Source organism: Pseudomonas sp. zbq_18 (assembly GCF_043102245.1).
In the GTDB taxonomy this organism is placed as follows: Bacteria; Pseudomonadota; Gammaproteobacteria; order Pseudomonadales; family Pseudomonadaceae; genus Aquipseudomonas.
This window is the reverse complement of record NZ_JBICIT010000008.1, coordinates 388,525-410,518: the sequence shown is the minus strand read 5'-3', so window position 1 is coordinate 410,518 and position 21,994 is coordinate 388,525. Positions and strand designations below refer to the sequence as shown.

General features: G+C 63.6%; 17 protein-coding genes, 1 other RNA gene and 1 pseudogene. 14 read left to right on the top strand and 5 right to left on the bottom strand.

Annotated elements, in window-relative coordinates:
* Window position 1: 1 nt before the first annotated feature.
* The 4 genes from xthA to ACF8C6_RS07380 all read left to right on the top strand — a co-directional run bounded on the left by xthA (window position 2) and on the right by ACF8C6_RS07380 (window position 4,095).
* A complete protein-coding gene (gene xthA, locus ACF8C6_RS07395; protein WP_392498678.1) occupies window positions 2-814 on the top strand; it encodes an exodeoxyribonuclease III in 813 nt (270 codons plus the stop codon).
* Between the two features lie 206 nt (window positions 815-1,020).
* Entirely contained in the window at window positions 1,021-2,313 is a 1,293-nt protein-coding gene (locus ACF8C6_RS07390; RefSeq protein ID WP_392498677.1) for a diguanylate cyclase, read from the top strand.
* A gap of 151 nt (window positions 2,314-2,464) precedes the next feature.
* Entirely contained in the window at window positions 2,465-3,832 is a 1,368-nt protein-coding gene (locus ACF8C6_RS07385; protein WP_392498676.1) for a substrate-binding domain-containing protein, read from the top strand.
* A gap of 95 nt (window positions 3,833-3,927) precedes the next feature.
* Window positions 3,928-4,095, top strand: a complete 168-nt coding sequence (locus ACF8C6_RS07380; protein WP_392498674.1) for a hypothetical protein — start codon at window positions 3,928-3,930, stop codon at window positions 4,093-4,095.
* Between the two features lie 46 nt (window positions 4,096-4,141).
* Here the strand turns inward: ACF8C6_RS07380 and ACF8C6_RS07375 are convergent, their stop codons facing one another.
* Entirely contained in the window at window positions 4,142-5,371 is a 1,230-nt protein-coding gene (locus tag ACF8C6_RS07375) for an acyl-CoA dehydrogenase (protein ID WP_392498673.1), read from the bottom strand.
* 143 nt (window positions 5,372-5,514) lie between these two features.
* Here ACF8C6_RS07375 and ACF8C6_RS07370 point away from each other — a divergent pair, with 143 nt between their 5' ends.
* The 9 genes from ACF8C6_RS07370 (at window position 5,515) to ACF8C6_RS07330 (ending at window position 17,060) form a co-directional block, all read left to right on the top strand.
* Window positions 5,515-6,441, top strand: a complete 927-nt coding sequence (locus ACF8C6_RS07370) for a LysR family transcriptional regulator (RefSeq protein ID WP_392498672.1) — start codon at window positions 5,515-5,517, stop codon at window positions 6,439-6,441.
* A gap of 275 nt (window positions 6,442-6,716) precedes the next feature.
* Window positions 6,717-7,097, top strand: a complete 381-nt coding sequence (locus tag ACF8C6_RS07365) for a MerR family DNA-binding transcriptional regulator (RefSeq protein ID WP_392498671.1) — start codon at window positions 6,717-6,719, stop codon at window positions 7,095-7,097.
* 47 nt (window positions 7,098-7,144) lie between these two features.
* Window positions 7,145-8,308: an isovaleryl-CoA dehydrogenase gene (locus tag ACF8C6_RS07360; RefSeq protein ID WP_392498670.1), complete on the top strand. Its 1,164-nt coding sequence runs from the start codon at window positions 7,145-7,147 to the stop codon at window positions 8,306-8,308.
* Between the two features lie 161 nt (window positions 8,309-8,469).
* Window positions 8,470-10,077 carry a carboxyl transferase domain-containing protein gene (locus ACF8C6_RS07355; protein WP_392498669.1) on the top strand — a complete coding sequence of 536 codons (1,608 nt, stop codon included), beginning with the start codon at window positions 8,470-8,472 and terminating at the stop codon, window positions 10,075-10,077.
* A 3-nt stretch (window positions 10,078-10,080) separates the two neighbouring features.
* Window positions 10,081-10,881: a gamma-carboxygeranoyl-CoA hydratase gene (locus ACF8C6_RS07350; protein ID WP_392498668.1), complete on the top strand. Its 801-nt coding sequence runs from the start codon at window positions 10,081-10,083 to the stop codon at window positions 10,879-10,881.
* Window positions 10,878-12,833: an acetyl/propionyl/methylcrotonyl-CoA carboxylase subunit alpha gene (locus ACF8C6_RS07345; protein ID WP_392498667.1), complete on the top strand. Its 1,956-nt coding sequence runs from the start codon at window positions 10,878-10,880 to the stop codon at window positions 12,831-12,833. The genes ACF8C6_RS07350 and ACF8C6_RS07345 overlap by 4 nt, the downstream gene beginning before the upstream one ends.
* A gap of 305 nt (window positions 12,834-13,138) precedes the next feature.
* Window positions 13,139-14,035 (top strand): hydroxymethylglutaryl-CoA lyase, encoded by an 897-nt coding sequence (locus tag ACF8C6_RS07340; RefSeq protein WP_392498666.1) that lies wholly within the window; start codon window positions 13,139-13,141, stop codon window positions 14,033-14,035.
* A 247-nt stretch (window positions 14,036-14,282) separates the two neighbouring features.
* The gene (locus tag ACF8C6_RS07335) at window positions 14,283-16,238 is read left to right on the top strand and encodes an acetoacetate--CoA ligase (protein ID WP_392498664.1); all 1,956 of its coding nucleotides are present in this window, start codon (window positions 14,283-14,285) and stop codon (window positions 16,236-16,238) included.
* Window positions 16,239-16,319: 81 nt separating this feature from the next.
* Window positions 16,320-17,060: a substrate-binding periplasmic protein gene (locus tag ACF8C6_RS07330; protein WP_392498663.1), complete on the top strand. Its 741-nt coding sequence runs from the start codon at window positions 16,320-16,322 to the stop codon at window positions 17,058-17,060.
* A gap of 232 nt (window positions 17,061-17,292) precedes the next feature.
* Here the strand turns inward: ACF8C6_RS07330 and ffs are convergent.
* The 3 genes and pseudogenes from ffs to ACF8C6_RS07315 all read right to left on the bottom strand — a co-directional run.
* Window positions 17,293-17,389: signal recognition particle sRNA small type (gene ffs / locus ACF8C6_RS07325), an RNA gene on the bottom strand.
* A 108-nt stretch (window positions 17,390-17,497) separates the two neighbouring features.
* The gene (locus tag ACF8C6_RS07320; RefSeq protein WP_392498698.1) at window positions 17,498-18,277 is read right to left on the bottom strand and encodes a methyl-accepting chemotaxis protein; all 780 of its coding nucleotides are present in this window, start codon (window positions 18,275-18,277) and stop codon (window positions 17,498-17,500) included.
* Window positions 18,278-18,355: 78 nt separating this feature from the next.
* Window positions 18,356-19,132: pseudogene (locus tag ACF8C6_RS07315) on the bottom strand (MCP four helix bundle domain-containing protein); the annotation flags it as partial.
* Between the two features lie 196 nt (window positions 19,133-19,328).
* On the opposite strand from ACF8C6_RS07315, the gene ACF8C6_RS07310 reads away from it, so the two are divergent.
* The gene (locus ACF8C6_RS07310) at window positions 19,329-19,607 is read left to right on the top strand and encodes an HU family DNA-binding protein (RefSeq protein WP_277690871.1); all 279 of its coding nucleotides are present in this window, start codon (window positions 19,329-19,331) and stop codon (window positions 19,605-19,607) included.
* Window positions 19,608-19,623: 16 nt separating this feature from the next.
* Here ACF8C6_RS07310 and ligA read toward each other — a convergent pair whose 3' ends face one another.
* On the bottom strand, window positions 19,624-21,987 hold the full coding sequence (ligA, locus tag ACF8C6_RS07305) for an NAD-dependent DNA ligase LigA (RefSeq protein ID WP_392498662.1): 2,364 nt from the start codon (window positions 21,985-21,987) through the stop codon (window positions 19,624-19,626).
* Window positions 21,988-21,994 lie beyond the last annotated feature (7 nt).

Here is a 21,994-nt window from a genome sequence, read left to right as displayed (position 1 = left end):
CATGAAGATCGTTTCTTTCAATATCAATGGCCTGCGCGCGCGTCCTCACCAACTGCAGGCATTGGTCGAAAAACATCAGCCGGATGTGATTGGCCTGCAGGAAACCAAGGTCGACGACCCGCAGTTCCCCATCGCAGACGTCGAGGCCCTTGGCTACCACGTCCACTACCACGGCCAGAAGGGCCATTACGGCGTCGCCCTGCTCTCGCGGGAGAAGCCGCTGGAAATCCACAAGGGTTTTCCCGGTGACGAAGAGGATGCGCAGCGCCGCTTTATCTATGGCACCTTCGCCGATGCCCAGGGCAACCCGGTGACGGTGATGAACGGCTACTTCCCCCAAGGCGAAAGCCGCGACCATCCGGTCAAGTTCCCCGCCAAACAGCGTTTTTATGCCGACCTGCAGCAGCTGCTGGTCGAGCGCTTCGATCCGAGCCAGGCGCTGGTGGTAATGGGCGACATCAACATTTCCCCCGAGGACTGCGACATCGGGATCGGCGAGCCCAACCGTCTGCGCTGGCTGAAGACCGGCAAATGCAGCTTCCTCCCGGAAGAGCGCGAGTGGCTGGCCACCCTCAAGGGCTGGGGCTTGGTGGACAGCTTCCGCCATCTCCACCCTATGGTGAACGACCGTTTCAGCTGGTTCGACTACCGCAGCCGCGGCTTCGAGGACGAGCCCAAGCGCGGTCTGCGCATCGACGTGATCCTCGCCAGCCAGCCGCTGCAGGCGCGCTTCAAGGACGCCGGCATCGACTACGAACTACGCGGCATGGAGAAACCCTCCGATCATGCGCCGATCTGGTTGGAGCTAGACTAAGCGCTGAGCCAGTTCCTGGCAGGAAGTGAAGTGACTGGCCAGGCCAGATGGAGTAGATCTTGGAGAGCGCCACTAGCAGACAAGCCTGGTCATCTGACCTGAAAATCGCCGGCCTGGTCTGCCTGCTGGTTCTGACAGCCTGCCTACTGGGGATCGCCACCCGCCCGCTGGGCCACCTGGCGACCATCTGGCCCGCCAATGCTTTGTTGCTTGGCCTGCTGGTGCGTTACCCGCAGCTTGCCCGGCCCGCGGGCTGGTTGGGTGGCGTAGCGGCCTATGTGATTGCCGACAGCATCACCGGCGGTGCGCCCCTCCAGACCCTGATGCTCACGCTGGCCAACATGGCCGGGGTCGTCAGCGCCTATCTGCTGTTGTCGCGCCTCAGTGCGGAACACCGCCACCTGAGCAGCCCGCTCTCGGTGCCCTACCTGGCGCTGGCGGTCACGCTTGCCTCCCTGGCATCCGGGCTGGTTGGCGCAGTCATCGACCCCCTGCTGTTTGGTGGCACGCCTTTCTCGGGCCTGACGTTCTGGTTCGTCACCGAACTGGTCAACTACATCGCGATATTGCCGGTGCTGCTGACCATGCCGGACTGGCCCGAGCGCCTGAAAGACCGGAGGCAGACGCTGCTCACGCCCAGGCAGCGGCTGTTGCATGCCCTGCCTGCTGTCAGCCTGGTGATATTCGGTGTGCTCTGCCTGATGGTGGGCGGCCCCGGCGCACTGGCCTTCCCCGTTCCGGCGCTGCTGTGGTGTGCATTGAGCTATAGCGTTTTCACCACGGCCTTGCTGACGTTTGCCTTCACCAGCACTTTGCTCGTCGTGCTGGCTGTCGTGGGCATTCCGCTAGCGCCGTTCGATATGAACTCACACCCCGTGCTGCTCTCCTTGCGTCTCGGCATCACCTTGTTGGCTTTCGCGCCATTGACGGTGGCCAGCGTCATGGCTGTGCGCAACCAGTTGCTGCAACGTATGCAGTACATGGCGTCGCATGACCAACTCAGTGGCCTGCTCAATCGTTGGGCTTTCTATGAGCAGGCCAGGCAACTATCCCCCAATCGACCGCTAGCGCTGTTGATGTTCGACATCGACCATTTCAAGCGCATCAACGACACCCATGGCCACGCTGCGGGTGATCTGGTGCTGAAAGCCTTCGCCCGCCTCGCCAGTCAAGGCCTGCGCGACGGAGACGCCCTGGCTCGCCTGGGAGGAGAGGAATTTGCCCTGCTGCTGCCGGGCTGCTCGCACAACGAGGTTCAGGCGATTGCCGAGCGCATCCGTGCGGACTACGCCAATGCCTCGATCAGCCTGGAGGACGGCCAGCATATACACTCCACTGTCAGCATCGGTGCAGTTGTGGCCTTGCAGCCGCCTGCCGACATCGACGAGCTGCTGCTGAGCGCCGATCGTGCCCTGTACCAGGCCAAGGAATCGGGGCGCAATCGGGTTGTCATCCACCAATATGCCTCGGACGAACAGGCCAGGACGGAAACGGCCTGAACCAATCTCGAAGGAAAAGCGCCTACAGCTCTGGCAAGGGCTTCTCGCTGCGCTTCGTCATCTTTCCGTAACCATTCGTTCTTATTCTGCGCGCACCTGAACGTGTGCCCCCGGCACACCAGCTCACCCACGGAATAAGGTGTCTGTTTTCATGTCGTGCGCCCTGCCTGTCAGCGATCGCCCTCTCTGGAGCCAGGCCATCACCTGGCTCATCCTCGGTTTCATCTTTTACGCCCTGCCCTGGTCGGTGTTCGCCGCCGAACCCACCACGCTGATGCGCATCCAGGGCTCCAACACCATCGGCGCCAAGCTAGGCCCGGCGTTGATCAGCGGCCTGTTCCAGAGCCAGGGCTTCAGCAATGTCCGCATCGTGTCCGCCGGCGCCGAGAACGAGCAGCTGGTGCAGGCCGAAGACCAGCTGGGACGCACCCTGCAGGTCAGCGTCGCCGCCCACGGTTCCGGCACCGGTTTTGTCGCCCTGCAGGATGGCAGCGCCGACCTGGCGGCCTCCTCGCGCCCGATCAAGGACAGCGAGGCCTCCGCCCTGCAGAGCCTGGGCGATCTGAAGGGTGCCGATGCCGAGCAAGTCATTGCCATCGACGGCCTGGCCATTATCGTCAATCCGCAGAACCCACTGGCTTCACTGACCACTGAACAACTGGCCAAGGCCTTTTCCGGCGAAGTACGCGACTGGTCGCAACTGGGCGGCGCACCAGGCGCCATCACGCTCTATGCACGGGATGACAAGTCCGGCACCTACGACACTTTCAAGGAACTGGTACTGGCCGCCCACGACAAGAGCCTGGCGCCCACAGCAAAGCGCTTCGAGTCCAGCGACCAGCTGTCCGACCTGGTGAGCCAGGATCCTGGCGGTATCGGCTTCATCGGCCTACCGTATGTACGCCAGAGCAAGGCACTGGCCATCGCCGATGGCAACTCCCAGCCAATGCCGCCAAGCACCACGCTGATCGCGACCGAGGACTACCCGCTGTCGCGCCGCCTGTTTCTCTACAATCCGCCCGGCACACCCAACGAGTGGGTAAAGTCGTTGGTGCAGTTCGCCCACAGCCCTGCTGGTCAGGCCATCGTCGAGAAGAGCGGTTTCATCGCACAGACGGTGCAGGCGGTAAAAGTCCAGGCCAATACAACGATGCCGCTGGACTATCGCCAGCTGGCCGATGAGGCTCAGCGGCTGTCGGTCAATTTCCGCTTCCAGGAAGGCAGCGCCAGCCTCGACAACAAGGCGCAGCGTGATATCGAGCGCGTACTCGACTACCTCAAGCGTCACGACAAACTCAGCCACAAGGTCGTGCTGGTCGGCTTCGGCGACCCGAAGAACGATCCCGAACGCGCCGCGCTGCTGTCCAAGCTACGCGCCATGGCGGTACGCCGGGATCTTTCCAAAGGAGGCGTGATATTCCGCGAGATCACGGGCATGGGCGAACAGATGCCGGTGGCTGCCAACAGCGGTGACGAAGGCCGCATGAAGAACCGCCGTGTTGAGGTCTGGGTGTACTGACACGCGCATGTACACCTGGCCATGCATGCTTGGCCAGGCTATGCAAAGCAGCTAGCCTCTGCGGACGGATTACTCAACCGCCTGCGAGGCCACCTGTGATAGCTGATGTCCGGATCGAGCAGCGCAACGGCAAATGGCTGGTGAGCCTCGGCCGGCGCAAACTGAGTTTTCACGAGGAACTGGCCGCGCGCGCCTTCGCCGCCCAGCTGCATCAGCGCTTCGAATGGCTGCAACAACAGGCACAGCCAAACCAGCAGCGCTGAAACGACAAGGCCCGCTGATGCGGGCCTTGTGCATTCAAGCCGCGAATCAGCGGCTGGCTTTCATCGCCTCACGCGGCACGTACTTGCCGATCTCGTACTTGCCGATGGCTGCACGGTGCACTTCATCCGGCCCATCGGCCAGGCGCAAGGTGCGCTGCATGGCATACCAGTAGGCCAGCGGGAAGTCGTTGGAGACGCCGGCGCCGCCGTGAATCTGGATGGCACGGTCGATCACGTTGAGCGCGACGTTCGGTGCTACCACCTTGATCTGGGCAATCTCGCTGGCGGCGATCTTGTTGCCCACGGTGTCCATCATGTACGCCGCGTTGAGGGTCAGCAGACGGGCCTGGTTGATCTCGATGCGCGAGTTGGCGATGTGGTCGATGTTGCCACCCAGGCGCGCCAGCGGCTTGCCAAAGGCGGTGCGGCTGGCGGCACGCTTGCACATCAGCTCCAGCGCACGCTCGGCCATGCCGATGGAACGCATGCAGTGGTGGATACGGCCTGGGCCGAGGCGACCCTGGGCGATCTCGAAGCCGCGGCCCTCGCCCAGCAGCACATTCTCATAGGGCACGCGGACGTTCTCGAAGACGACTTCGGCGTGGCCGTGCGGGGCATCGTCGTAGCCGAACACCGGCAGCGGGCGGAGAATCTTCACGCCGGGGGTATCGGTGGGTACCAGGATCATCGAGTGCTGCTGGTGGCGCGGCGCGTCCGGGTTGGTCAGGCCCATGAAGATCATGATCTTGCAGCGCGGGTCGCAGGCGCCGGAGGTCCACCACTTGCGGCCATTGATCACCCACTCGTCACCGTCACGCACGGCATTGGCCTGCATGTTGGTGGCATCGGACGAAGCCACGCCTGGCTCGGTCATGGCGAAGGCGGAACGAATTTCGCCGGAGAGCAGCGGCTCCAACCATTCTTTCTTCTGCGCTTCGCTGGCGTAGCGCACCAGGGTTTCCATGTTGCCGGTGTCCGGCGCGGAGCAGTTGAACGGCTCGGCACCGATCAGCGAGCGGCCCATGATCTCGGCCAGCGGCGCGTATTCCATGTTGGTCAGGCCAGCGCCGTAGTCGGACTCCGGCAGGAACAGGTTCCACAGACCTTCGGCTTTGGCCTTGGCCTTCAACTCCTCCATGATCGCGGTCGGCTGCCAGCGGTCACCTTCGTTGACCTGCTCTTCGAACACGGCTTCGGCCGGATAGACATAAGCCTCCATGAACGCCGTAACGCGCTCACGCAGTTCCTGCACCTTGGGGGAGTAAGCGAAATCCATGGGAATACCTTGTGGTTGGCTTCGATGTGGAAATGATGCTAGAACAGCACCCACGATTTATCTAAGCTATTTTCCTGCCTTATCAACATTCATAAGCAATATGCGATGAAGCTTGATTTGGCATCGAATCGACGGAGCTGGCCATGAACTTGAACAAGGTAGACCTCAACCTCTTCATCGTCTTCGATGCCATCTACACCGAAGCCAATCTGACCCGCGCCGGACAGATCGTCGGCATCACCCAGCCGGCGGTGTCCAACGCCCTGTCGCGCCTGCGCGAGACCTTCAACGACCCGCTGTTCGTGCGCACCGCCCAGGGCATGGTGCCCACGCCAATGGCACAGAACATCATCGGCCCGGTGCGCAACGCCCTGCAGCTGCTGCGCGTTTCCGTGCAGGAAAGTCGTTCGTTCAACCCGCAGCAGGCCAACAAGACCTACCGCATCAGCATGACCGACCTCACCGAGACGGTGATCCTGCCGCCGCTGTTCCAGCGGCTCAAGCGTCTGGCGCCGATGGTGCAGGTCGAGAGCTTCCTGGCCAAGCGCCGCGAAACCACCAAGGAGCTGGCCGCCGGCCGCCTGGATTTCGCCGTGGATGCGCCGCTCAACACCGACCCACAGGTACGCCACGTCAAGCTGATGGAGGATCGCTACATCTGTGCCATGCGCCCCGGCCATCCGCTGGCCAAGGACAAGCTGAGCCTGGACGAATACCTGTCGCTGACCCATATCCAGATCTCCAGCCGCCGCAGCGGCCTCGGCTACGTTGACCTGTCGCTGGGCAAGATGGGGCTGCAGCGCAAGGTCACCCTACGCTCGCAACACTACCTGATGGCCAGCAGCATCCTGATGAACACCGACATGGCCATGACCGTGCCCGAGCGCTTCGCCCGCCGCCATGGCCTGCACCAGGTACCGTTGCCAGTGAATGACGTACCGGCCCTGGAGACCCACCTGTACTGGCATGAAAGTACCGATCAGGACCCGGCCAACCGCTGGATGCGTGAGCAAATCATCGAGATTTCCCAGCAGGTCACCCGCGCCGAGACTGAAAGTAAAACCTCATAAGCATCCGCTAACCCATTGAATAGAAAGCCCCGCAATCGCGGGGCTCTTTGTTTCTGCCTGTGGAAGCGCGTAGGGCGGGTGAAACCCGCGCCAATGTCATACCGCCCGCGGGTTTCACCCACCCTACGACCTGCCTGTGGGAGCGGCTTCAGCCGCGATGCCTTTGCTAATTCCATTTGCGGCTGAGGCCGCTCCCATAAAATCATAGTTCCGCCAGGTTGACGTTTACGTCAACGTAATTTACGTTAACGTAAAGCACTCTACGGTGACCCCCCATGCCCGCCCCCTACTCCATCTCCGACCTGGCCCGCGAACTGGACATCACTACACGCGCCATACGCTTCTACGAGGAGCAAGGCATGCTCGCCCCCGAGCGTCGCGGCCAGGAGCGCATCTACAGTGCCAAGGATCGAACCACCCTCAAGCTAATCCTGCGCGGCAAGCGCATCGGTTTCTCCCTGGCCGAGTGCAAGGAGCTGATCGAACTGTACGACCCGACCAGCGACAACCGCGTTCAGCTGCAGACCTTCATGCGCAAGATCAGCGAACGCCGCACGCAACTCGATCAGCAATTACTGGATATCCAGCAGATGCAGCTGGAACTGGATACCGCCGAGGAACGCTGCCTCGCCGCCCTGGAGCAAACCCAGGCGTAACAACCACTTAGCCAACCAACCTTACAAAGATAATCACAGGTGGAACCATGAGCTACCCAACCCTCAACTTCGGCCTCGGCGAGACCATCGACATGCTCCGCGATGCTGTCTACCAGTTCGCCCAGGCCGAGCTGGCGCCGCGTGCCGCGCAGATCGACCGCGATAACGAGTTTCCCATGGACATGTGGCGCAAGTTCGGCGACATGGGCCTGCTCGGCATGACCGTGGAAGAGGAATACGGCGGCACCAACATGGGCTACCTGGCCCACGTGGTAGCAATGGAAGAGATCAGCCGCGCCTCGGCCTCGGTCGGCCTGTCCTACGGTGCGCATTCCAACCTGTGCGTCAACCAGATCCGCAAGAACGGCACGCACGAGCAGAAACTCAAGTACCTGCCCAAGCTGTGCTCCGGCGAGCACGTCGGCGCGCTGGCCATGAGCGAACCCAACGCCGGCTCCGACGTGGTATCGATGAAGCTGCGCGCCGAGAAGCGCGGCGACCGCTACGTGCTCAACGGCAACAAGATGTGGATCACCAACGGCCCCGACGCCAACACCTACGTGATCTATGCCAAGACCGACATCAACGCCGGTTCGCGCGGCATGACCGCGTTCATCGTCGAGCGCGATTTCAAGGGCTTCTCCCGCCACCAGAAGCTGGACAAGCTGGGCATGCGCGGCTCCAACACCTGCGAGCTGGTGTTCGAGGACTGCGAAGTGCCGGAAGAAAACATCCTCGGCGCCGAGGGTGCCGGCGTGCGCGTGCTGATGAGCGGCCTCGACTACGAGCGTACCGTACTGTCCGGCGGCCCGACCGGGATCATGAGCGCGTGCATGGACGTGGTGCTGCCCTACGTACACGAGCGTCAGCAGTTCAAGCAGTCGATCGGCGAGTTCCAGCTGGTGCAGGGCAAGCTGGCCGACATGTACGCCGGCATGAACGCCTCCAAGTCCTACCTGTACAACGTGGCCAAGGCCTGCGACCGCGGCGAGGAATCGCGCAAGGACGCCGCCGCGGTGATCCTCTACACCGCCGAGATGGCCACCAAGCTGGCCCTCGACACCATCCAGCTGCTCGGCGGCAACGGCTACACCAACGAATACCCGGCCGGCCGCCTGCTGCGCGACGCCAAGCTCTACGAGATCGGCGCCGGCACCAGCGAAATCCGCCGCATGCTGATCGGCCGCGAGCTGTTCAACGAGACGAAATAGCCCTCAGCAACACGGACAGTCCCCTCTCCCATGCTTCATAACAAAAAGCTGGGAGAGGGCTAGGGAGAGGGTCTCTACGTCGCCTGCACTACCCTCTCCCCCGACCCCTCTCCCGTGAACGGGAGAGGGGAGCCATAGAACAACGTAGCCCGGAGCGCCACATGGCCATCCTGCATACCCAGATCAACACCCGTTCACCGGAGTTCGCCGCCAATCAGGCGGCCATGCTCGACCAGGTGAACGACCTGCGCGCCCTGCTCGCCCGCGTCCACGAAGGTGGCGGCGCCAAGGCCCAGGAACGCCACACTTCGCGCGGCAAGCTGCTGCCGCGTGAGCGCATCAACCGCCTGCTGGACATCGGCTCGCCCTTCCTCGAAGTCGGCCAGCTGGCCGCCCACGAGGTCTACGGTGAGGACGTGCCGGCCGCCGGCGTGGTCGCCGGCATCGGCCGTGTCGAAGGCGTCGAGTGCATGATCATCGCCAACGACGCCACGGTGAAAGGCGGCAGCTACTACCCGCTGACCGTGAAAAAGCACCTGCGCGCGCAGACCATCGCCCAGCAGAACCGCCTGCCGTGCATCTATCTGGTCGACTCCGGCGGCGCCAACCTGCCGCGCCAGGAAGAGGTGTTCCCGGACCGCGAGCACTTCGGCCGGATCTTCTTCAACCAGGCCAACATGAGCGCGATGGGCATTCCGCAGATCGCCGTGGTGATGGGCTCCTGCACCGCCGGCGGCGCCTATGTGCCGGCGATGAGCGACGAGACCATCATGGTGCGCAACCAAGCCACCATCTTCCTGGCCGGCCCGCCGCTGGTGAAGGCCGCCACCGGTGAAGTGGTGACCGCCGAGGAGCTGGGCGGCGCCGATGTGCACTGCAAGACCAGCGGCGTGGCCGACCATTACGCCGAGAACGACGAACACGCCCTGGCCCTGGCCCGCCGTAGCGTGGCCAACCTCAACTGGCGCAAGCTCGGCCAGCTGCAAGCGCGTGAACCGATCGCTCCGCTGCATGCCGCCGAGGAGCTGTACGGAGTGATCCCCGCCGATGCCAAGCAGCCCTTCGATGTGCGCGAAGTGATTTCGCGCGTGGTCGACGGCAGCGAATTCGATGAGTTCAAGGCGCTGTTCGGCACTACCCTGGTGTGCGGCTTTGCCCATGTGCATGGCTACCCGGTGGCGATCCTGGCGAACAACGGCATTTTGTTTGCGGAAGCGGCGCAGAAAGGCGCGCACTTCATCGAGCTGGCCTGCCAGCGCGGCATCCCGCTGCTGTTCCTGCAGAACATCACCGGCTTTATGGTCGGTAAGAAGTACGAGGAAGGCGGTATCGCCAAGCACGGCGCCAAGCTGGTCACCGCCGTGGCCTGCGCCAAGGTGCCGAAATTCACCGTGATCATCGGCGGCAGCTTCGGCGCCGGTAACTACGGTATGTGCGGCCGCGCCTACGACCCACGCTTCCTGTGGATGTGGCCCAACGCGCGGATCGGTGTGATGGGCGCCGAACAGGCTGCCGGCGTGCTGGTGCAGGTCAAGCGCGAGCAGGCCGCCCGCGCCGGCCACCCGTTCATTGACGAGGAGGAAATGCGCATCAAGCAGCCCATCGTCGCCCAGTACGAACAGCAGGCCCACGCCTACTACTCCAGTGCACGGCTGTGGGACGACGGCGTGATCGACCCGGCGCAGACCCGCGACGTGCTCGGCCTGGCCCTGTCCGCCAGCCTCAATGCGCCCATCGAGCCGACCCAGTTCGGCGTGTTCCGGATGTAAGCCATGACCGACTTCACTACCGTACAGCTGGAAAAAGACCCGCGCGGCTTCGCCACCCTGTGGCTGAACCGTCCGGACAAGAACAACGCCTTCAACGCCGAGATGATCCGCGAGCTGATCCTCGCCATCGACGCCATCGCTGCCGACAAGAGCCTGCGCTTCCTGCTGCTGCGCGGGCGCGGCAAGCACTTCTCCGCCGGAGCCGACCTGGCCTGGATGCAGGCCAGCGCCAAGCTCGACTACAACGCCAACCTCAACGACGCCCGCGAGCTGGCCGAGTTGATGTACAACCTCAACGCCCTGAAGATCCCGACCCTGGCCGTGGTCCAGGGTGCGGCCTTCGGCGGCGCGGTGGGCCTGGTCAGCTGCTGCGATATGGCCATCGGCACGGACGACGCGCTGTTCTCGCTGTCCGAGGTGCGCATCGGCCTGGCCCCGGCGGTGATCAGCCCCTTCGTGGTCCAGGCCCTCGGCGAGCGCGCCGCGCGCCGCTATGCGCTGACCGCCGAACGTTTCTCCGGTAGCCGCGCGCGTGAGCTGGGCCTGCTGGCCGAGGCCTACCCGAGCGCCGAACTGGACGACCAGGTCGAGAGCTGGATCGGTAACCTGCTGCTCAACAGCCCGCAGGCCATGCAGGCCAGCAAGGATCTGCTGCGCGAAGTTGGAAGCGGCGTACTCACCCCCAACCTGCGCCGCTACACCGAGAACGCCATCGCCCGCATCCGTGTCAGCCCCGAAGGCCAGGAAGGGCTCAACGCCTTCCTGGAAAAACGCACGCCCGCCTGGCAGGAGCCGCAAGCATGAGCCACAAGCACATCGACACCCTGCTGGTCGCCAACCGCGGCGAGATCGCCTGCCGGGTAATGCGCACCGCCAAGGCCCAGGGCCTGAAGACCGTGGCCGTGCACAGCGCCATCGACGCCAATGCGCGCCATGTGCGCGAGGCCGATATCGCGATCAACCTCGGCGGCGCCAAGCCGGCCGAGAGCTACCTGCTGGTCGACAAGATCATCGCCGCGGCCAAGGCCAGCGGCGCCCAGGCCATTCACCCGGGCTACGGCTTCCTCTCCGAGAACGCCGGCTTCGCCCGCGCCATCGAGGCCGCCGGTCTGGTGTTCCTCGGCCCGCCCGCCACCGCCATCGACGCCATGGGCAGCAAGTCTGCGGCCAAGGCGCTGATGGAAGACGCCGGTGTGCCGCTGGTGCCCGGCTACCACGGCGAAGCCCAGGACATCGAGACCTTCCGGGTCGCCGCCGAGCGCATCGGCTACCCGGTGCTGCTCAAGGCCGCCGCTGGTGGTGGCGGCAAGGGCATGAAGGTGGTCGAGCGCGAAGCCGATCTGGCCGAGACCCTGGCCTCTGCCCAGCGCGAAGCCCAGTCCGCCTTCGGCGACTCGCGCATGCTGGTGGAGAAGTACGTGCTGCAGCCGCGCCACGTGGAGATCCAGGTGTTCGCCGACAGCCACGGCAACTGCCTGTACCTCAACGAACGCGACTGCTCGATCCAGCGCCGCCACCAGAAAGTGGTCGAGGAAGCCCCTGCTCCGGGCCTGAGCCCGGAACTGCGCCGCGCCATGGGCGAGGCGGCGGTCAAGGCCGCCCAGGCCATCGGCTATGTCGGTGCCGGCACCGTGGAGTTCCTGCTGGACGCCCGCGGCCAGTTCTTCTTTATGGAAATGAACACCCGCCTGCAGGTGGAACACCCGGTCACCGAAGCCATCACCGGCCTCGACCTGGTGGCCTGGCAGATTCGCGTCGCCCGTGGCGAAGCACTGCCGATCACCCAGGAGCAGGTGCCGCTCAATGGCCACGCCATCGAAGTGCGCCTGTACGCCGAGGACACCGAGCAGGACTTCCTGCCCGCCTCCGGCGACCTCAGGCTGTACCGCGAACCGGCCGCGGGCGAAGGCCGCCGCGTCGACAGCGGCGTGGCCGAAGGCGACACCATTTCGCCCTTCTACGACCCGATGCTGGCCAAGCTGATCGCCTGGGGCGAGGACCGCGAACAGGCCCGCCAGCGTCTGCTGGCCATGCTCGACGAAACCGCCGTCGGCGGCTTCGCCAGCAACCTGCCCTTCCTGCGGCGCGTACTGGCCCATCCGGCCTTCGCCGGCGCCGAGCTGGATACCGGTTTTATCGCCCGCCACCAGGAGCAACTGCTGCCGTTCGCCGGCGAGCTGCCCAGCGAGTTCTGGCAACTGGCCGGCGAAGCCTGGCTGCAGAGCGAAGTGCCCAGCCGTACGCACGAGGACTATTACTCGCCGTGGAACGGCCACAGCGGCTGGCGCTCGGGTCTTGCCAGCGAGACCGACCTGCACCTGCGCTGCGGTGAGCAGCGCAGCACCGTGCATCTGCGTGGCGCGCTGCACAGCCGCCTGCAGGGCGAGCAACTGTGGGTCGAGCAAGATGGCCTGCGCCGCGCCCATCGGGCCATTCGCCAGGACGAGGCACTCTACCTGGAGTGGCAGGGCAAGCTACATGAAGTGCGGCGTATCGACCCGATCGCCGAAGCCGAGGCCAGCCATGCCCACCACGGCGGGCTGACGGCACCGATGAACGGCAGTATCGTGCGCGTGCTGGTCGAGCCCGGCCAGGCCGTGGAGGCCGGCACCGCCCTAGTGGTGCTGGAGGCCATGAAGATGGAGCACAGCATCCGCGCCGCCGAGGCCGGCACCGTCAAGGCGCTGTACTGCGCCGAGGGCGATATGGTCGGCGAAGGCGCTGCACTGGTAGAGCTGGAGCAAACCTGCCCGTAGGTTGGGTTGAAACGCGCAGCGTTGAAGCCCAACAGACGAGCCAGCCGGCAACTGCGCTGTTGGGCTTCGCTACGCTCAGCCCAACCTACAAACAGCACCAAAGGCGGCATGGTAGGTGAAGGTGCCGTGCTTGTGGAACTTGAGCCCTGATGTAGGTTGGGTCGGGCCGCGTAGGTTGAGGCGCAACGCGCCGAAGCCCAATATGATCGCTACGCCTGTAACAGCCTTTGTTGGGCTTCACTACGTTCAACCCAACCTACGGACTGGAAGATGCACTGCCCTCTTCCACCCTATGGAGAGATTGCATGAACCTGCCGCAACACGTCCGCCTGGTCGAAGTCGGCCCGCGCGACGGCCTGCAGAACGAGAAACAGCCGATCAGCGTGGCCGACAAGGTGCGCCTGACCGATGATCTGAGCGCCGCCGGCCTGAGCTATATCGAGGTGGGCAGCTTCGTCTCGCCCAAGTGGGTGCCGCAAATGGCCGGCAGCACCGAAGTCTTCGCCGGCATCCAGCAGAAGCCGGGAGTGGTCTACGGCGCCCTCACCCCCAACCTCAAGGGCTTCGAGGCCGCAGTCGAGGCAGGCGTGAAGGAAGTCGCGGTATTCGCCGCCGCCAGCGAGGCCTTCTCGCAGAAGAACATCAACTGCTCCATCGCCGAGAGCCTGGAGCGTTTCGTGCCCGTGATGGAAGCGGCCAAGGCCCACGGCATCAGCGTGCGCGGCTATGTCTCCTGCGTGCTCGGCTGCCCCTACGAGGGCGACATCGCGCCCGAGCAGGTCGCCGCCGTGGCCCGCGAGCTGCTGGCCATGGGCTGCTACGAAGTCTCCCTGGGCGACACCATCGGCGTCGGCACCGCCGGCAAGACCCGCCAGCTGTTCGAAGTGGTCGGCCGCGATATCCCGCGCGACAAACTGGCCGGACACTTCCACGACACCTACGGCCAGGCCCTGGCCAATATCTACGCCAGCCTGCTGGAAGGCATCGCCGTGTTCGACAGCTCGGTCGCAGGCCTCGGCGGCTGCCCCTACGCCAAGGGCGCCACCGGCAACGTCGCCACCGAGGACGTGCTCTATCTGCTCAGCGGCCTGGGCATCGAAACCGGCATCCACATGGACAAGCTCATAGCAGCCGGCCAACGCATCTGCGAGGTGCTGGGCAAGCCCAACGGCTCGCGCGTGGCCAGGGCCAAACAGGCGTAACGGCCGCCTGTGCTGTTTACGGGAGGGGCCATGCTACGCACGGCAGGAATACCCCTGTCAGCTTTTCCTGACAGGCTGTAAAGCGCGCAGCGCCCGCCATCGCTGCACCGTAGCGCCCACGCCACAGCGGCGAAGCTCAAGGCCGACCGACGCCGGCGGCTATGGCCGCCTCCTGACAACACTTTAGGCTGTACCATCCGCCGCCTCCGGGCTGGCTTGAACGAACAAGAACCATCGAGGAATCGAGATGCAACAACCGCTCTGGGCACCCTCTGCCGAACGCATCGCCGCCACCCGCATGGATGCCTTCCGCCGCTTCGTCAACCAGCGCCACACCCTGCAACTGGCCGACTATCCGGCCCTGCATGCCTGGAGCGTGGCACAACGCGAGGCGTTCTGGCAGGCCATCGTCGATTTTTTCGAGGTGCGTTTTACCCAGCAGCCCGAAGCGGTTCTGCGCGAAGAAGCAGCCATGCCCAGCGCGCACTGGTTCCCCGGTGCCACCCTGAACTTCGCCGAGCACCTGCTGCGCCGCCGCGACGAGCATCCGGCACTCATTGCCATTGGCGAGGACGGCTCGCGCGAGCAGCTCTCCTACGCCGAGCTGGCCGCCCATGTCGCCGGCCTGCAGCACAGCCTCAGGGCTGCCGGCGTCGGCGTCGGCGACCGAGTGGCCGCCTTTATGCCCAACACCTGGCAAACCGTGGTCGGCATGCTCGCCACCGCCAGCCTCGGCGCGACCTGGTCGAGCTGTTCACCGGACTTCGGCACCCAGGGCGTGATCGACCGCTTCGGCCAGATCGAACCCAAGGTGCTGATCGCCGCCGCCGGCTACCGCTACGCCGGCAAGAACCTCGACCTGACCGCCAAGCTCAACGAAATTCTCGAACGCCTGCCCAGCCTGCAGCAGCTGGTGATCGTGCCCTACTCCCGCGTCGAGGCCAGCCCGACTGATTACAAGTCCGTTGCGCGAATCAGCCTGTGGCACGACTTCTACCAGGCTGGCGGGGAACCGCAGTTCACGCCGGTTCCCTTCGAGCAACCGCTGTACATCCTCTATTCCAGTGGCACCACCGGCGTACCCAAGTGCATCGTCCACAGCGTCGGCGGCACCCTGCTGCAACACGTCAAGGAACTCGGCCTGCACACCGACCTGCACGCCGACGACACCCTGTTCTACTACACCACCTGCGGCTGGATGATGTGGAACTGGCTGGTCTCTGGCCTGGCCCTCGGCGCCACCCTGGTGTTGTTCGACGGCTCGCCCTTCCATCCCTCGGCCGAACGCCTGATCGACCTGATCGACGCCGAGGGCATCAGCCTCTTCGGCACCAGCGCCAAGTTCATCGCAGCCCTGGAAAAGGCCGGCGCCAGGCCGCGCGAAACGCACAAGCTGAGTCACCTGAAGGCCATCCTTTCCACTGGCTCACCACTGGCCCACGAGAGCTTCGAGTACGTCTACCGCGACATCAAAAGCGATGTCTGTCTGTCCTCCATCTCCGGCGGCACCGACATCGTCTCCTGCTTCGCCCTCGGCAACCCGGTGCTGCCAGTGTGGCGCGGTGAACTGCAGTGCAAGGGGCTGGGCATGGACGTGCAGGTATGGAACGAGACCGGCAAGCCGGTGATCGGCGAGAAAGGCGAACTGGTCTGCGCCAGGCACTTCCCCGCCATGCCCGTCGGCTTCTGGAAGGATGACGACGGCGCCAAGTTCCACGCCGCCTACTTCGACACCTTCCCCGGCATCTGGGCCCATGGCGACTACGCCGAAGAAACCCGGCACGGCGGCCTGGTCATCCACGGTCGCTCCGACGCCGTGCTCAACCCCGGCGGGGTGCGCATCGGCACCGCCGAAATCTACCGCCAGGTGGAAAAGGTCGAGCAAGTGCTGGAATCCATCGCCATCGGCCAGGACTGGGAAGGCGACGTGCGCGTGGTGCTGTTCGTACGCCTGCGTGACGGCGTGGCACTGACCGATGAACTTCAAGCGCAAATCCGCCAGATCATCCGCGCCAATACCACCCCCCGCCATGTGCCAGCCAAGATCATCCAGGTCGCCGATATCCCGCGCACCATCAGCGGCAAGATCGTCGAATTGGCGGTGCGCAACGTGGTGCACGGCAAGCCGGTGAAAAACACCGACGCCCTGGCCAACCCACAAGCATTGGAGCTGTATCGTGACCTCAAGGAACTACGGTCATGAATGAGTAAGCCATACCCAACCGGGCAAGAAATACCGCACCACCCTCTATACTGGGTGGCACACCAGGACAGGATACTGCTGATGCAAATCATCCTCTGGCTGCTGGTTGCTCTGCTGTTTGCCGGCTACGTTGCTGCCGAAGAACCGCTGAACTTGCATATGCCCGACGCGCCCCCGCTGACGCTACACAACGACAGCCGAGGCTACGGCATGGCTGGCGATATCACGCTCGCCGCAATCGCTCTCAGTGGCCGAACGGTGCGCATCATCGACGAGCCCTGGGCAAGAGCCCAGGTGCACGTTGCCACTGGCCACAATCAGCTCATCATTCCGCTGTCTCGCACTCCGGATCGCGAGGCCAACTACACCTGGATCGTCCCGCTCATGCCACTGGAGCGAGCCTTCTTTAGCCTCGACGAGCCTGTTCGCAGCTTCGATCAGGCTCGCCAGCGTTACCAGCGCATTGGCGTCGGACTTGGCACAGCCCAAGTAGAGATCCTGCGACGCGAAGGCTTCACCGACGAGCAGATCATCCAGCTCAAGCTGGGCGAGAATCCCGCCACGCTGCTTGAGCTCGGGCGTATAGATGCGTGGTTTACCGGAATTCCGGAAGCACTGTACATCTGGAGCAAATCGTCGCCGCAGCGGCAGCAGTTGCGCCAGAGCCCTGTTATGGCCAGCTCAGAACTCTACCTGGCCTGCTCCAAGGCCTGCGACTCGCAACTCGTGGAGCAATTGAAAGCCGCCGCGATGCAACTGGAGTCAAGTGGCGAGAGTCTGCGCTTACGTCAGGTCTATGTGTCTGAACTCAAACCGCACTGAACCTCGCTCATGCAACCAATGCCTCGCACCGACCAGCCTGGTCAAGGGCAGCAAGAGCAATCGGCATAGCTACTAAATGCAAGCGCCCAGCACTTTGGAAGCCCGCGATAAGGGCCCACTGCCATTGGCGACAAAAAGAACGACGGAAAGTGCCAAACACCGCAGAAACCGCCCAGGCGCAAGGCAGCTAAGACGCTGGTGTTGAAAATATAGGGATTCAGAATGGAGGCGGCCCCATCAGCCGCACCCCGGCACACGACGTTCCCGCTATGGCTGCTTCCTTCCGGACCTGACCAGGTTGACGGGTAATCGTTGCGGGGGGACCGATGGGGCCACCATAACGAAGCCCGTCAAACGACGGGCCGCGCCATTGTACTGACTGGGAGCAAAGTTACAACCGCTTCAAGCACTTAGCTCGTGTGATTGACACCCAGGCGCTAAACACGGAAGCGGCCTACCAGTTGTGCCAGACCATGAGACAGGTCGGAAAGACGCGCGCTGGCCTGGGTACTCTGCTCCGAGGTCGCCGCGGCTTCGTTGGAAAGGTCGCGAATATCGCTGATATTGCGGGCGATTTCCTCGGTTACGCTGCTTTGCTGCTCGCATGCGGTGGCGATCTGGGCGGCCATATCATTGATACGGGCGACCGAGTCTCCGGTAGCGGACAGTGCGCCATCGACGCCCGCGGCACGCTCAACGCTGTCGCGAGCCCTGGCGCTGCCAGAATGCATGGCCTTGACAGCATTCTGCACACCGACCTGCAGGCGCTCGATCATTTCCTGAATGTCCTTGGTCGAATCCTGGGTGCGCGCAGCCAGAGCTCGCACCTCGTCGGCCACGACAGCAAAGCCTCGGCCCTGCTCACCCGCACGCGCCGCCTCGATGGCGGCATTCAGTGCCAATAAGTTGGTTTGTTCGGCGATGCCTTTGATCACGGCCAGTACGGCACCGATGTTGGCTGTTTCCTGTTCAAGGGTTTGAATGGTCTCCGAGGCGCTTTCGACCTCCTGAGCCAACTGGCGTATAGCATGAATGGTGGCGCCCACGACCTGGGCCCCCTCGCGGGATTGGGTTTCCGCATTGCGTGCGGCATCCGCCGCATTCTGGGCGTTGCGCGCCACTTCATGGACAGCGGCACTCATTTCGGTGGCCGCCGTACTGACCTGATCGACAGCCGCATGTTCGCTACTGATCAGCCGGTCATTGGCCGCAGCCATGCCCGCCAGGCTCTGAGCGGATTCAGCCACCTCGCCGGTTACTCGTCCTACTTCCTTGATCAACGGTTGCAGTTTGTCGAGGAAGCGATTGAAAGCATCACTGAGCTTGCCCAGCTCGTCGCGCGATAGCACCTCCAGGCGGCCACGAAGATCCCCATCGCCTTCGGCGATCTGTTCAATACGATTGAGCAGGCTGTGCAGCGGACGAGTCACCAGTAGCGGGAAGCCCAGCACCAGCACGGCGCATATGAACAGGCCAACAGCAATAATGCTGCCTTGCTGCCAGCTGAGTTCTTCACCCAGGGCAATAGCCTTGAGGCCTTCGGCATTAGCTTCGTTGTCCTCCATTTCGCCCAGCTTATCGATCGACTCGCGCATGGCTTCGAACTGACTCTCGCTTTCCCCGAAGCTCAGCGCCGAAGCCGCATCCGGATCACTGACGGCAAGCTCCAGAACCTTGGTGGAGGTCGCCTTCCAGCGGGCGAATCCGGCATCGAAACTTTTCACCAAAGCCAGCGCCTCGGCGCTGGGTTGCATTGCGGCGTATTTGTGCACGCGGTCGTAGGCTTGCTGCATATTCTCCGCGTGAGACGCCCGTAAGGCCTCAGCATGCTCACCTGCGGACTCACCAAGGAGACTGCGCTCGGCGACGAAGGCTTGGTAAAGGTCGCGATCCGCATTGAGCAACACGCTGATCGCGGGCAGGTAGCGATTGGTAAGACGGGTGCTGGAATCAGCAACCTGCTGAATACCACTCATGCCCAAACCTCCCATCAGCACCAGCAATAAGGCCAGTAGCAAGATGGGCAGAGCAATCTTCCAGCGAAAACCCAGATCGGCAAACAAGCGCAGCATGGTAGCTTCTCCCGCGCAGTAAAACGCTATTGTTCTGCCATCAGCATAGTCAGTCTTGGGACATCGACACCTAAGGGACCGGAGAGGATGGCAACTGCAGCCTGGATCAGGCTGCCAGGCTCACTTCCAGTTTAGCGGCAGAACAAGGCCGGTCTTTATGGTAGCGTTCGCGGCAAACCACACGACTGGAGCCCTTATGGCCATCACCAAGGATCAACTCATTTCCGACCTCGCCGAAGCCTGCGACCTGCAAAAAAGCAGCGTGCGCGCCCTGCTCGATCAACTCGGTGAAATCGTCGCCGACGCGCTGGAGAACGATGGCGAGATCAATCTGCCCGGCATCGGCAAGCTGAAGGTCAGCGAACGCCCAGCCCGCACCGGCCGCAACCCGTCGACCGGCAAAGCCATCCAGATCGCCGCCAAGAAGGTGGTCAAACTCGTGCCGGCCAAAGCCCTGGTCGATGGGCTCAACTGAGCCAATCTGTGGCCGGCTAGGGATCGATGCCGTAGTCGGCCAACGCCGCAAGGAACTGTTGCTCGTCCAACACGCTCACCCCCAGTTCGCTGGCCTTCGCCAGTTTCGAGCCCGCACCTGGGCCGGCCACCACGCAGTGGGTCTTGGCTGAAACGGAGCCCGCCACCTTGGCCCCCAGGCTTTCCAGCTTTTCCTTGGCCTGATCGCGGCTCATCACTTCCAGCGTGCCGGTCAGCACCCAGGTCTGGCCCGCCAGCGGCAAGCCCTGCACCACCTTCTTCTCGCTTGCCCAGTGCATGCCGAACTCGCGCAACTGGGCCTCGATCAGGGCCGCACGCTCGGCATTGGCCGGAATGTCGAAGTAGTCGCGCAGGGACTTGGCCGCTTTCTCATTGAGGCGCTCAACCTGGCGTAGATCCAGCCAGTCGGCCTTGATCACCCCCTCCAGGCTGCCGAATTTGGCGGCCAGCTTTTCCGCCCCGGTCGCGGCGATGAAGGGGATATTGAGCTTGTCGATAAAGCCCGGCAGCGTCGCACAGGCGGAGAACTCAGGGTTGAGGTCGCCCTCTTCCTGCAACTCGACACCACGCGCCAGCAGCGCGTCGATGACCTTGAGGTTGTGCGCATCACCGAAGAAGTTGTGGATCTCATGGGCCACTTCCAGCCCCACATCCGGCAGGTAGGTCAGCACTTCCGGCAACGCCTGGCGGATACGCGCCAGCGAACCGAGGGCACGGGCCAACAGCTTGGCGGTTTCCTCGCCCACATCGGGAATGCCCAGCGCATAGATAAAGCGGGCCAGCGTGGGTTTGGCGCTGTCCTTGATCGCCGCCAACAGGTTACGCGTGGACAGGTCGGCGAAGCCTTCCAACGTCACCACCTGCTCGTAGGTCAGGGTGAACAGATCGGCCGGAGAAGCAACCAGGCCAGTGTCGACCAGTTGTTCGACGATCTTGTCGCCCAGGCCCTCGATATCCAGCGCGCGTCGGGAAGCGAAGTGGATGATCGCCTGCTTGAGCTGGGCGGCGCAGGCCAGGCGGCCAACGCAACGATAAACCGAGCCCTCACTGGTGGTTTCCTTGCCCTTGCCGCGCTTGATCAGCTGGGTACGCTCCACTGCCGAGCCACACACCGGGCAGCATTCGGGAATCTGCACCGGGCGGGCATCGGCCGGACGGCGCTCGGGCACCACCTGCATCACCTGCGGGATGACATCGCCGGCGCGGCGGATAATCACGGTATCGCCGATCATCAGTCCCAGACGCGCCACTTCATCCATGTTGTGCAGGGTCGCGTTGGACACGGTGACACCGGCCACCTTGACCGGCTTCAAGCGCGCCACCGGCGTCACCGCTCCCGTACGACCGACCTGGAATTCCACATCGAGCAGCTCGGTCAGCTCTTCCTGGGCCGGAAATTTGTGAGCAATGGCCCAGTGCGGGGTGCGTGCGCGGAAGCCTAGCTGTTGCTGATCCTCGATTGTGTTGACCTTGAACACCACGCCATCGATGTCATAGGGCAACGCCATGCGCCGCTCGCCAATGTCGCGGTAATAGGCCAGGCAAGCCTCGACGCCGCGCGCCAATTTCAGCTCGCGGCTGATCGGCACGCCCCAGGCTTTCAATTGCTCAAGCATCTTGACCTGGGTTGCCGGCAGCTCACCGCTCACCTGGCCCACGCCGTAGCAGCAGAACTCCAGCGGGCGGCTGGCGGTGATCTTCGGATCGAGCTGGCGCAGGCTGCCAGCGGCTGCGTTACGCGGGTTGGCGAAGGTCTTGCCGCCACTCTCGGCCTGACGGGCATTGAGCTCGTCGAAACCGGCCTTGGGCATATACACCTCGCCACGCACCTCCAGTACGGCCGGCCAGCCCTCGCCCTTGAGCCTGAGCGGCACATTACGGATGGTACGCACGTTGGCGCTGATGTCCTCGCCCGTGCTGCCATCACCACGGGTAGCACCGCGCACCAGCTGACCATCACGGTATAACAGGCTTACAGCCAGGCCATCGAGCTTGGGCTCGCAGCTGTACTCCACCTCGGCACCGCCACCAAACAGATCACCGCCCGACAGCCCAAGACCATTTTGCACGCCACGGTCGAAAGCGAGCAGATCATCCTCTTCAAAGGCATTACCCAGGCTGAGCATGGGCACCTCATGGCGGACTTCGCCGAAAGCGCCCAAGGCTTCACCACCGACGCGCTGGGTCGGGGAATCGGCGGTAATCAGCTCAGGGTGCTGCTCTTCCAGTGCCTGCAGCTCACGAAACAGGCGATCGTACTCCGCGTCGGGCACGCTCGGATCATCGAGCACGTAATAGCGGTAGTTGTGCTCATCCAGTTCGGCGCGCAGTTGGAGAATGCGCTGGGCGACGTCAGTCATGGGCTTG

What these genes read in the sequence shown, in the direction of transcription:
- xthA (WP_392498678.1), top strand. Translation starts at nt 2, where the DNA reads ATGAAGATCGTTTCTTTCAATATCAATGGCCTGCGCGCGCGTCCTCAC.
- ACF8C6_RS07385 (WP_392498676.1), top strand. Translation starts at nt 2,465, where the DNA reads ATGTCGTGCGCCCTGCCTGTCAGCGATCGCCCTCTCTGGAGCCAGGCC.
- ACF8C6_RS07375 (WP_392498673.1), bottom strand. Translation starts at nt 5,371, where the DNA reads ATGGATTTCGCTTACTCCCCCAAGGTGCAGGAACTGCGTGAGCGCGTT.
- ACF8C6_RS07370 (WP_392498672.1), top strand. Translation starts at nt 5,515, where the DNA reads ATGAACTTGAACAAGGTAGACCTCAACCTCTTCATCGTCTTCGATGCC.
- ACF8C6_RS07365 (WP_392498671.1), top strand. Translation starts at nt 6,717, where the DNA reads ATGCCCGCCCCCTACTCCATCTCCGACCTGGCCCGCGAACTGGACATC.
- ACF8C6_RS07360 (WP_392498670.1), top strand. Translation starts at nt 7,145, where the DNA reads ATGAGCTACCCAACCCTCAACTTCGGCCTCGGCGAGACCATCGACATG.
- ACF8C6_RS07355 (WP_392498669.1), top strand. Translation starts at nt 8,470, where the DNA reads ATGGCCATCCTGCATACCCAGATCAACACCCGTTCACCGGAGTTCGCC.
- ACF8C6_RS07350 (WP_392498668.1), top strand. Translation starts at nt 10,081, where the DNA reads ATGACCGACTTCACTACCGTACAGCTGGAAAAAGACCCGCGCGGCTTC.
- ACF8C6_RS07345 (WP_392498667.1), top strand. Translation starts at nt 10,878, where the DNA reads ATGAGCCACAAGCACATCGACACCCTGCTGGTCGCCAACCGCGGCGAG.
- ACF8C6_RS07340 (WP_392498666.1), top strand. Translation starts at nt 13,139, where the DNA reads ATGAACCTGCCGCAACACGTCCGCCTGGTCGAAGTCGGCCCGCGCGAC.
- ACF8C6_RS07335 (WP_392498664.1), top strand. Translation starts at nt 14,283, where the DNA reads ATGCAACAACCGCTCTGGGCACCCTCTGCCGAACGCATCGCCGCCACC.
- ACF8C6_RS07330 (WP_392498663.1), top strand. Translation starts at nt 16,320, where the DNA reads ATGCAAATCATCCTCTGGCTGCTGGTTGCTCTGCTGTTTGCCGGCTAC.
- ACF8C6_RS07320 (WP_392498698.1), bottom strand. Translation starts at nt 18,277, where the DNA reads ATGGCTGCGGCCAATGACCGGCTGATCAGTAGCGAACATGCGGCTGTC.
- ACF8C6_RS07310 (WP_277690871.1), top strand. Translation starts at nt 19,329, where the DNA reads ATGGCCATCACCAAGGATCAACTCATTTCCGACCTCGCCGAAGCCTGC.
- ligA (WP_392498662.1), bottom strand. Translation starts at nt 21,987, where the DNA reads ATGACTGACGTCGCCCAGCGCATTCTCCAACTGCGCGCCGAACTGGAT.